Source organism: Bifidobacterium saguini DSM 23967, assembly GCF_000741715.1.
GTDB lineage: Bacteria > Actinomycetota > Actinomycetes > Actinomycetales > Bifidobacteriaceae > Bifidobacterium > Bifidobacterium saguini.
The window spans coordinates 97,080-106,684 of record NZ_JGZN01000018.1 but is presented as its reverse complement, the minus strand read 5'-3'; the positions used below and the strand labels follow the sequence as shown (position 1 = coordinate 106,684).

The 9,605-nt window shown below is 63.5% G+C and carries 10 protein-coding genes; 1 reads left to right on the top strand and 9 read right to left on the bottom strand.

Going from position 1 to position 9,605, the window contains the following annotated elements; genetic code table 11:
• Positions 1–4,160, bottom strand: a 4,160-nt coding sequence (locus BISA_RS11220) for an LPXTG cell wall anchor domain-containing protein (protein WP_033892030.1), incomplete at its 3' end; no start/stop codon positions are given.
• Between the two features lie 224 nt (positions 4,161–4,384).
• Between BISA_RS11220 and BISA_RS13140 the strand changes: the two genes are divergently transcribed.
• A complete protein-coding gene (locus BISA_RS13140) occupies positions 4,385–5,170 on the top strand; it encodes a DUF3800 domain-containing protein (RefSeq protein ID WP_152597158.1) in 786 nt (261 codons plus the stop codon).
• A 132-nt stretch (positions 5,171–5,302) separates the two neighbouring features.
• Here the strand turns inward: BISA_RS13140 and BISA_RS11210 are convergent, their stop codons facing one another.
• The 8 genes from BISA_RS11210 to BISA_RS13205 all read right to left on the bottom strand — a co-directional run bounded on the left by BISA_RS11210 (position 5,303) and on the right by BISA_RS13205 (position 9,209).
• A complete protein-coding gene (locus BISA_RS11210; protein ID WP_033892028.1) occupies positions 5,303–5,635 on the bottom strand; it encodes a hypothetical protein in 333 nt (110 codons plus the stop codon).
• Between the two features lie 73 nt (positions 5,636–5,708).
• Positions 5,709–6,116 (bottom strand): hypothetical protein, encoded by a 408-nt coding sequence (locus BISA_RS11205; protein ID WP_033892027.1) that lies wholly within the window; start codon positions 6,114–6,116, stop codon positions 5,709–5,711.
• Positions 6,117–6,222: 106 nt separating this feature from the next.
• Positions 6,223–6,462: a hypothetical protein gene (locus BISA_RS11200; RefSeq protein WP_033892026.1), complete on the bottom strand. Its 240-nt coding sequence runs from the start codon at positions 6,460–6,462 to the stop codon at positions 6,223–6,225.
• 4 nt (positions 6,463–6,466) lie between these two features.
• On the bottom strand, positions 6,467–7,063 hold the full coding sequence (locus BISA_RS11195) for a ParA family protein (protein WP_033892025.1): 597 nt from the start codon (positions 7,061–7,063) through the stop codon (positions 6,467–6,469).
• 43 nt (positions 7,064–7,106) lie between these two features.
• Positions 7,107–7,634: a WhiB family transcriptional regulator gene (locus BISA_RS11190; protein ID WP_033892024.1), complete on the bottom strand. Its 528-nt coding sequence runs from the start codon at positions 7,632–7,634 to the stop codon at positions 7,107–7,109.
• The gene (locus BISA_RS12705; RefSeq protein WP_033892023.1) at positions 7,631–8,842 is read right to left on the bottom strand and encodes a helix-turn-helix domain-containing protein; all 1,212 of its coding nucleotides are present in this window, start codon (positions 8,840–8,842) and stop codon (positions 7,631–7,633) included. The genes BISA_RS11190 and BISA_RS12705 overlap by 4 nt, the downstream gene beginning before the upstream one ends.
• On the bottom strand, positions 8,839–8,994 hold the full coding sequence (locus BISA_RS13210; RefSeq protein ID WP_012576941.1) for a hypothetical protein: 156 nt from the start codon (positions 8,992–8,994) through the stop codon (positions 8,839–8,841). The genes BISA_RS12705 and BISA_RS13210 overlap by 4 nt, the downstream gene beginning before the upstream one ends.
• 41 nt (positions 8,995–9,035) lie before the next feature.
• Positions 9,036–9,209 (bottom strand): hypothetical protein, encoded by a 174-nt coding sequence (locus BISA_RS13205; RefSeq protein WP_162832210.1) that lies wholly within the window; start codon positions 9,207–9,209, stop codon positions 9,036–9,038.
• Positions 9,210–9,605 lie beyond the last annotated feature (396 nt).

Genomic DNA, 9,605 nt, shown 5'->3' with positions numbered 1-9,605 from the left:
GCGACCAGTCCCACGCCGACGGCGAGCAGGGTGATCGCCGCCGCGATCACGCCCTGGACGGCGGCGCCGGTATGGGCGAGCCCGGTCCGGTAGCCGTTCCAGTCGTCGGTGTTGCTGACCACTTCGGTGTCGGGGCAGACGAGCCTGCCGTCGATCGTGACCGCGTCATCGGGCGCGGACGTCTCGTCCTTGCCGTCGAACGGATCCGGGTCGGAGACGACGCATTCAACCAACGGCGTGCCGGTGACCGTGGCGCGGTCGGTGTGATGGCCGGTCACGCCCTTGAGGACGCCCTTGACCTCGACGCTCTCGCCGGGCTTGAGGATGCGGCTGTCCCAATCGGCGGGGTATTCGAGATCGGTCACCCGGCCGTCGCCGGCGACCAGCTGGTCCTTGAGGTTCAGGTCCTTGGTTCGGTACCATGCGCCCTGCTTGGTGTCGGGGTCGGTGGTGCTGGTGTTGGTGATGGTGAACACGATGCGCGTGTCGCCCTGCATGGCCAGCGCGTCCTTGACTTGGTCGCGGTCGCCGGCCGGCCAGCCGGAGGCCTCGTCCCATTTCTCGATCTTCAGGCTCGGGGTCATGTCGGGCGTGTGCGTCTCGACCTGGTTGGAAGGACGTTTGGTGCCGTTGATGGTTTCGTCGAACCGGTTGGCGATGTGTTCGCCGGTCTTGACGCGCTTGCACTGGATGAACGCGGTCCATGCCTGCTCGCTTTCGTCGTTGCCGCTGACGAGGTCGAGCATGCGCTGGGTCGCGGTAACGGTGACCACGCCCTTGTCGTCCTGCGCGAGGGTGAACAGTTCGTCGCCGTACACACTGGCGTCGAAGCCGCTGCCGGCGATCTTCACGCCCTTGCGGGCGATCACCTTGCCCTGCTCGGTCAGGTCGCGCATGGCGTATACGGCCCATTGGCCGGTGTACTGGTCATGCTCGGTGTCGAGCGGGTCGGTGATGCTCCAGTCGGTGACCTTCTGGTAGGCGCGGTGCGCGGGCAGCACGGAGCTGTCGAGGCGGTAGAGGAACAGGCTGTTGAGGTACACGCTCCGCTTGTCGATGGATTCGCCGTCCACCTTCACGACCACGTCCTTGGAGGGGTTGACGGGTTTGAGGGGGTTGGCGACCTCGTTGGTGTCCTTGCGGGTGTCGTTGACGACCTGCGTGGCCTTGTTCTTCACGATATGCCCGTCGGTGACCTTGATGACGGTCATCGGCAGGCTCACCTCGTAGCTCGTGCCCAGCATCGACTGGTCGATGGCCGGCTCCTTCAATGGGTCGTGGTCCTTCTTTTCGGCGTATTCCTTGAGGTTCTTGGGCTGGGGGTCGCCCTTGATGGTCTCGCCGGTGGCCGGCACCTTCGTGTCCGCGGTCTTGGCGTACACGTAGGCGACGCCGTCGATCGCCGCGATGTTGAACTTCGCGGTCACGTCCTTGCCGGTCGCGGTGTCGGTGACCTCGATGCGCTTGGCGTCGAGGGAGAGGTATTCGTCGTCCCAGTCGTCGGTCATGCCGAGCCTCCAGACCTTGTAGGCCTGGTTGGTCTGCTTGGCGTCGATGGTCACGCGGTAGTAGATCCGGTCGCCCAGCAGCACGGTCTTGCCGTCGATGCTGATGGACGGGTCGGCCTGGGTGTCCTTCTTCACCGGCGTGAAGTCGGGCGGCTCGTTCCATACCTTGTTGCTCGGGGTGATCATGTTGTTCAGCGTCAGGGCCCACTGGTTGCCGATTTTGGTGTCCGTGGGCGCGTCCTTGGCGACCGTGCCCTCGAAGCGGACGATGATGCGCGGGTTCGCGCCGTTGCGCCAGTTGGTCTTCACGTACCCGTCGGAGAACACGAGGCGCACCGCGTGCTGCGAGTCGTTCCACTGGGTCTCGTACTCGGTTTTCGGGATGAACTTGCCGGTGGACAGGTCGGTGACCTCCAGGGTCTGCTTGTCCACTTCAAGATGCTCGTCATAGGTGTCGGTGACCGCCACCTCGCTGACCGAGTACGCGAGATTGCCGGGCAGGTGGGGCTGGGTCTCCAGACGGTATTCCAAGCGTTGGCCCGGATAGACGACCCTGCCGTCCACGGACGCCTGGTCGCCTCCCTGTGAGGATTCGCCGACCACGTCCTTGACGACGGGCGGTATGTAGCCGCAGATCTTCGGCTCGTTCGTGGGGATGGTGTGCGTGTTGACGGTCTGTGAGCCCTTGTTCGTCAGCGCCTTGCCGTCCGGCGCGGTGCAGAACGACAGTTCGTCGCTCGCCTGCTTGCCGAAGTCGTCGCGCACCTGGCCCGCGCCCTTGCCGTTGGCGTAGGCCGCCTTGCCCGGGATGAGCAGCGTGACCTGCTTCGCGGTCTTCAATCCCTTCAATCCCTCGCGATAGGCCCGGCCGGCGGTGGCGGTCACCGTGGTGCCTTCCATCGTGATCGTCCACTGGTCGGTGACGTCCCTGCCGTGGTTGGCGATGTCGGTGACGCTGGACTCGCGATCGGTGCCGGCATCGGCCTCGTACACCCTGATCTTCGACTTGTCGTCGGCGTCGAACAGGTAGTCGGCGGCCGACCAGTCGTCCGTGAGCGTCAGGGTCTCCGGGGCCTGGATGAGGTTCTTGGCGATGGTGCCGTTGACCACCGAGGCGACCCGGTCCCCGTCCAGAAGCGTCATATCGTCGGCGCCGGTCCGGTTGGTCTCCTTCGGGTCGATGACCGCCTCCCACTGGCCCTTCGTGTTCAGGCGGATCCAGCTCTTGTCGGGATTCGGCCGCCACGTATCGAACTGTTTCGTTCCGGCGTCGGCCTCGGGCTCGTGGTTCCACTGGCCCCACGCATGGTCCTTGACCTGCTGGAAGTCGGAGGGCTTCGACACGGTCACGTCGAAGCTGAACTCGTAGACATGGTCCATGGGCATCTCGCCCTTGTCCGCCGAACGCGCGGCCGACACCGTGTTCGACGCCTTGTCCCAATTGATCTCGAACTCGCCGGAAACGTCGCGGTTGCCGTCGGTCCTGTCGATGAGCCTGTAGTTGTCCACGGAGTATTCGACGCCGTTGGGTTCGATCACGTCGCGGAAACGCATTTCGTAGCCGCCGCGGCCGGTGCCGTACGTGATGGTGGTGCGGTTCGTCATCCGGTCGGCGCTCACGCCGTCCTCGGTCTTCTTGACCGGGGGTTCGGGCGGCACCGAGCTCACCTTCCAGGATTCGGCCGGGTCACGGTCCGCGGTGTCCACGGCCGCCTGCATGCGGCCCTGCTTGGGCACCTGGATGTCGATCCAGTACGATCCCTCGGCCCAGTATTTCATGCCGAAATCCTTCGGCGAGGCGAGATTGTCGAGCTGGGTGTCCCCATTGCTGGAGAAGCTGATCGGCTTGCTCACGCTCTTCGCGGGCAGGTAGGGGCCGTTCTCGTAATGGATGATCGCGGTGCCGTTCAATGTCTCCTTGATCGCGGAACCGCCGTTGTCTGCATGGATGACGTCGCCGATCGGGTCGGTGGAGCCGACCTGCATGTCGGTCTTCTGCTTGTGGCTGGTGGTCACGTTCAATTTGTAATCGACCGGCGGCTGGTTCTGCGCCAGCACGATTACGCGGAACGAGGCGTTCGGGTTGGAGTTGATCGACTCCTGCGCCAGAGAGTCAACGCTGCGCGTGCCGAGCTTGTCCTTCCACGTGGTCGAGGTCGAGTACTTCTGGCCCTGATACGTGTAGTCGCCCTTCGCCTCGGCCTTCCACTGCGCCTCCCAACGGTTCTTCGCGTTCGAACTCACATAGCTGCCGTTGAACGAACCATCCGCCAATCGCACGTAGCCCACCGCCACCAGACGGCAGTCCGCGTTCCCCTCACCCGTATAGGAACGCTGGCACTCATCGATCGCGTCGCTCAAAGTCTTGTTCATGTTCACGAACTGGTTCTGCCCGTTCACCAGATCGGACGACAGACGCACCTTCGCGTCACTCAACGCCGTCTTCATGCCATCCAGAGTGGCCGGCCACGAATCCTTGTAGATCCAATGCACATCGGCCGTCTGCGTCGGACCACCGCCCGAACCGCCACCGTCCTCACCGGAACCGCCGCCACCGTTATCGGCCAACGCGACCGGAACCAAGCAGGCCAGCAACGCCGCGGCGGCGGTGATTGACGCCACCGCACCGGTGCCCTTCTTCCCGAACCTCATACGAAATCCTTTCCCACATACGACAGAAGCGCCCCTCTCCGGGAAAGGGAGGAGACGGGGACTCCAGAACCCGCCTCCTCCCGGGTCCCTGGAAGAAAAGCACGCCCGCAAGCCCGACGGCCGGCCGCCGGACCCCGAACGCACCATCAGCATCACCCCGCATAGAGCGATGCTGCGGCGGACAAAGGTCAACTGAATTTTGAGATACCATGGAATGCATGCTCTTGGCCTATATCGATGAGTCGCATACACAGCGATGCGCGAAGGAACCGCACCGACATGGATATGACGTGTATTATGTAGGCTGCCTGTTGGCTACGCCGGCCCAGGCGGCTGTCATCGATAATGGTTTGGACGATTTGTTAAAGCAGGTGCACCACAAATTCGGAGTACCCAGTAACGCTGAGTTTCATGGTCAGTGCATGTTCCAATACAAAGACGATTGGAAGTGCATGAAAGGCATGCATAGGCAGTCGGCCGGTATCTACCGTGCGGCAATGCGAATTCTGGCCGACAGCGGTGCCAGATTGGTTATACGCGGCGTGCATGTGGGGCAGCTGCAGGAACGTTATCGTAAGCATGCACATAATCCTCATCAGGTGTCACTTCAGCATTGCCTGGAACGTGTCAATATGATTGCCGAACAGGAACGTGATGATGTATCGGTCATGGCGGATAAGGTGGCGGACCAAACGGCTCAGGAAGGTCAGATTGCCCGTTATCAGCTAATTGGAAATACCGAAGGGTATTTTCCCTCTGATTTGGCGCGCATTAAGATGCCTTTCCAGTGGGTGGATTCACGCACGCTGTATGGTCTGCAGATGATTGATATGGCACTCTTTATGTGCGGCCGTGCAGGAGGCATCGATGGTGCCAAGAAGTTGAATGACGGAGACAAAGCCGTATTGAAAATTGTGGATGTTATCCGTCCAGCCATTGCTCCTCAGTCGGCAGTCTGGTATCCGATGGAGAAGCGGACCGACTACGGCTTCTTGAACCGTTTGGTCTGAAAATGCATAGGGGCCGCCGAAGCGACCCCTAGCCTAACAGCGATCATAAGCCTGCCGGCCTACGCTCGTCGTGCCGCCTAGTTTACACGCGATGGACGGTTTAGGCAATATGCGGCTGTGTCGCTCATTATGTTACCTCTTTGTCTTTCCGCAGACGCGCGTGATGACGTAGGCGATAAGACTCCCGGCAATGGTGATGGTGGCGAGGATGGCAAGTCTGGTTTCGCGGCGTTCCTTGGCCGCCATGTCGGCCTGTCGGTTGGCCAAGGCTTCGGCTTCGGCGGCGACGCCGCTGGCGGCGATGGCCGCGATGTGCGCGCTCATCTGGTCTTCGAGCGTGGAGTCCTCACTCGTGCCGTCGAAGGGTTCCTCGTCTTCGTTATGGTTGTCGTTCATGGTTCTGCTCCGTTCCTGATTGTTGGATTGTTTGCTTTCCTGCTTGTCGGCTTGCTTGATTGCTTGCATGTCCGATTGTCTGCATGCAAGCAAGTTTGATTGTTGGATTGTTTGATTGCCTGCATGCTGGCTTGTCTGCTTGTCAGCTTTCGTTTTGCCCGGCGAGGATGGACATGCGTGCGGCGATGAGCGCGTGGCGCGCGATCGCCAGGTAGAGCTGGTGTCCCTCGCCGTCGTTCCAGAACCGGTCGAACTGTTCGGTCGGCATCATGCTGGTGGGGTCGAACCCGTTCCACACGCCGCCGCAGAACACCTTCGCCGCCGCGTTCACCTCCTCGTCGGACGGCATGCCCGGATGCCCCTCGGCGGCGTCCGCGGCCGCGCGCATCTGCGCACCGAGCACGCGGGCCTGCAATGGCGAGAGCGTGTACGCCAGTCCCGCTGTGGAGCCCGCGGGGAATCCCGTGTTCACGCCGAGGGTGATGACGTGCGCCTCCTCGCCGATGCTGATGCGGTCGCCGAGCACGGAGACCTCCATTGAATAGTCCATAGTGTCTCCTTTCCGCAGACGCATCGGCTTTCGGGATCGCGTCTGCATGTTTGACTGCCTGAATGTTTGGGTGCTGACTTGTTGGATTGCTTGATTGTCTGACGGGTTACGGCTCGTCGTCGCCGTCGAGCCGGTCGAGCTCGCGTTCGATGGCGTCGCGCAGGAGCTGCTGCATGGGCAGTCCGTGCGCGGCGGCCGTGGTCTTGAGCCGGGTCTTGAGCGACACGGGTATGCGCAATGAGAGCATGACCAGCGGTTCGCCCGTGGTCTTGGAGGTCTTGTTCTGCTGACGCAGCACGTCGTCGAACGGCACCGGCCGTGCCAGTGGCTGGTAGTTGCCCTGCATGGTCTCACGCCTGCTTTCCGGCGATCTGCTGGAGTTCGGTGACGAGGTCCCGGTATTCGCCCAGCTGGTGCGGGTTGGTGCCGAGCGAACGCTTGTAGGACTGGGCCTTCGGCACGATCGTGTCGAATCGGGGCGTGTCCATGGCGTTGAGGGCGTCCATGGTGTCGCGGAACGCTTTCGTGTTGCGTTCGGCCTTGACCAGCAGCAGCGCGGCGGGCGTGCTTATCCTGGCCATGTCGAGGGTGCTCCATGCCTGCTGAAGGTCCATGGGCGAGTCCGACGCCGGCACGATCACGAAGTCGGCCGCCTTGATGGCCATGTCCAGGGTCGGCCCCTGCGGCGGCGCGTCGATGATCGCCCATTCGTCCGGGTCGGCTCCCGCGGCGAGCTGGCGGAGCGTGGCCTGGTTGGCGGGCAGCACGTCGAAGGTCAGCGGGTCCGCGGTCTGTTCAGCGGCGGCGGCCCACAGGCTCGCGCTGGACTGCGGATCCGCGTCGTACACGACGGCACTGCCGCCCCTGGAAACGATGACCGAGGCGATGTAGATGCTGGACGTGGTCTTCGCGACCCCACCCTTGGCGTTGGCTATGGCGATGCGCATTCGTTCTTCTCCTTTGCGACTGCCGGATATCATGCGAACCTGATCAGTCGGCCGCCTGATTGTCTGCTTGTCTGATTGCTTGGATTCCTGCTTGTTTGAATGTTTGATTGCCTGACGGCTCATGCGGGGCGGGGCGATCGGCCGTCCTGACCCGTGCGCGCAGGCGTCGTTGCTGGCGTTCGGCGCTGGCCTCGTCGGTGGCTTCGTCGAACACGTTCCGGTGGGCGTGTATCCAGTCCGTGAGCAGCCGCCAGCGTTGCGGCCACGGTAGGCCGCGGTCCCGGCAGGGGACGCCATCGGCTTCGGCCATGCGCGCGATCCTGCGCCGGTCGGTGCACACCTTGCCGCCGTACACGCCCCATTCGAGTCCGCCGCTGGCCGCGTAGGCCAGGCATTCGGCGCGTACCGGACATCGTTCGCACACGGCCTTGGCGACCGAGTGGAACGCCTTCGCGTCGCCGGGACGGTGCTCGAACTCCAGCGACCACAGGTAGTCGGACCATGGTTGCGGGAAGTCGCGGCATTCGCCGGCCTTCTTCCACGCCTCAAGACGCTGTCCATCCCCGCTCATGGCCGCACCGCTTCCTCCGGCGCAACGGCTTTCGCCTTGCGGTGCCCGGCGACGTCGTGGGTGGCGTGGTTGCGTTTGTCGTACGCGCATACTGGGCACGCCTCCTGCGAGATGACGCCTTCGATGTGTTCCTGGCACAGCGAGGTGCGCAGCAGCGCGGCCCCGTAGATCGGCACGCGGCTCGCGGACGACGAGCTGACCGGTATCGCCCGGTTGGGGTCCTTGACGACCGGCAGCGGGGCGTCCGGCGCCCGTTTGCCCGTCGGATCGGGATGGGTGAGCATTTCCAGCCGCAGCTGCACGTAGTTCGCGGCGAACCTGGCGCCGCTGGTGAGCCGGGGAAGCCAGTAGCGGTTGCGGTACGCCCAGTCCATCGTCGCGACGATCTCGCCGTACGGGCGATCGATCAGCAGCGAGTGGACGGCCCTGCGATCGGCCATGGTCGCCGGAACATCGAACCTCTGGTCCACGGCGAGCATGCGCCGGCGGATGCCGTCGAGCACGCGCACCTCCTGACCGGCGCGTTCCGTCACCGGCTCGGGCAGCTTACCGGGTTCGGGCACCCACAGCGGGTTCCTGCAACCCCTTGGAGGCAGGGCCTTGCCCCAATCGGTCGCCGGAACGGGTTCGGGCTTCGGATCGACGACCGGCTTCGTGGCGACTGGTTCGGCGTTGAGGGGAGCATCCCCGAAGGGGATGAGGGGAGAATTGTTTATCACTTGTCTATTGGGTGACTTTCTGTCCAAGATTCCGGGACAATTTGTCCTCGTCTCCACGTCCTTCGGCTCGGGTGACAATCCGTCGGGTGACAAATTGTCCTTCATCGGATCCGGTTTGCCGTCGCCTTCCGCCAGCGCGTCCAGATTCCTGGGCTTCTCCTCGATGTTCTCGGCGGCGTGGTCGCCGTCCATGACGACGTCCCACACGCGCGAGCGGTGTCCCTTGGCGATCGGCTTGCGCGTGCGCGGGTTGCGTGCCGACATCTCCTGGTCGCCGGGCCTGATGTAGCCCTTGCGCTCCAACTCCTGCAACGAACGGATCACGGTGCGCTCACAGCACCCGCAGTTGAACGCGATGGTCTCCACGCTCGGCCACGCGGCGGCGCCATCGTCGTAGTAGGCGCGGCGGGCCAGGTACACCAGCACGAACTTGGTGATGCCCTTGACGTCGTCGCGCTCCCATGCCCAGTTCTCGGCTCTGCTGCTCATCGTTCGACCTTCCCGCCGTCATGCGCCGGGTCCGCTTCGCGGCGTTCGCGCAGCCTCGCGCCGATGTCGTCGCCCAGACGGGCGGCGCGGCACAACGCATACGAGAGAACGCCGCCGGACACGCACACGGCGGCAACGACCAGCCACCACATGGTTCGGCCGGTATCGGGGAAACGGTCCGCGGACGCGCGCCTCAGCGGCGCGGGCCCCGGGACGGGTGGGCGAGCATGGACAGCACATGCGCCTTCGCGATGCGCAGATCGACTTTGCCGCCGGCCCGCGTCGTCCGCCGCGCGGCGTCGCGCTGGCGATTAGGCTCGAAGACGGATGCCGGGCGAATGCCGGCGGTATTGGTAGAATCGGTCATGGCGATGACCCTCCTTCGGGGAATCGGAACGACGGGCGTCTGATCTTGGCGGATATGCGCGCCCGCGGCTCCATGGTTGTTGCCGTTCAATCCCCGCGCCGGGTTCCAGCCGGTCCGGGGATTCTCGTTTCGGGTTTCCACCCGCCATCCGTGAGATAGGCGTCGATGCCGAGCACATACCCAGGGGACAGGTTTCGGTGAATGGCCAGCCAGATCAGGTCGGACTGCTGCCACGGTATCGAGCCGTTGACCTTTCCCGCGACCGAGGATTTGGACGTACCCATCTCCCTCGCGAGGTCTCGGCAGCTCAGACCCGCCGCCGTCATATAGCGACGCATCGGAGAATCTATTATTTTTGCCGTCAGTCCATTCACAATAGACAATATATCAAGAAAC

What these genes read in the sequence shown, in the direction of transcription:
- BISA_RS13210 (WP_012576941.1), bottom strand. Translation starts at nt 8,994, where the DNA reads ATGTGGTGGCTGGTCGTTGCCGCCGTGTGCGTGTCCGGCGGCGTTCTC.
- BISA_RS11205 (WP_033892027.1), bottom strand. Translation starts at nt 6,116, where the DNA reads ATGGACTATTCAATGGAGGTCTCCGTGCTCGGCGACCGCATCAGCATC.
- BISA_RS11200 (WP_033892026.1), bottom strand. Translation starts at nt 6,462, where the DNA reads ATGCAGGGCAACTACCAGCCACTGGCACGGCCGGTGCCGTTCGACGAC.
- BISA_RS11210 (WP_033892028.1), bottom strand. Translation starts at nt 5,635, where the DNA reads ATGCAAGCAATCAAGCAAGCCGACAAGCAGGAAAGCAAACAATCCAAC.
- BISA_RS12705 (WP_033892023.1), bottom strand. Translation starts at nt 8,842, where the DNA reads ATGAGCAGCAGAGCCGAGAACTGGGCATGGGAGCGCGACGACGTCAAG.
- BISA_RS11190 (WP_033892024.1), bottom strand. Translation starts at nt 7,634, where the DNA reads ATGAGCGGGGATGGACAGCGTCTTGAGGCGTGGAAGAAGGCCGGCGAA.
- BISA_RS11195 (WP_033892025.1), bottom strand. Translation starts at nt 7,063, where the DNA reads ATGCGCATCGCCATAGCCAACGCCAAGGGTGGGGTCGCGAAGACCACG.
- BISA_RS13205 (WP_162832210.1), bottom strand. Translation starts at nt 9,209, where the DNA reads ATGACCGATTCTACCAATACCGCCGGCATTCGCCCGGCATCCGTCTTC.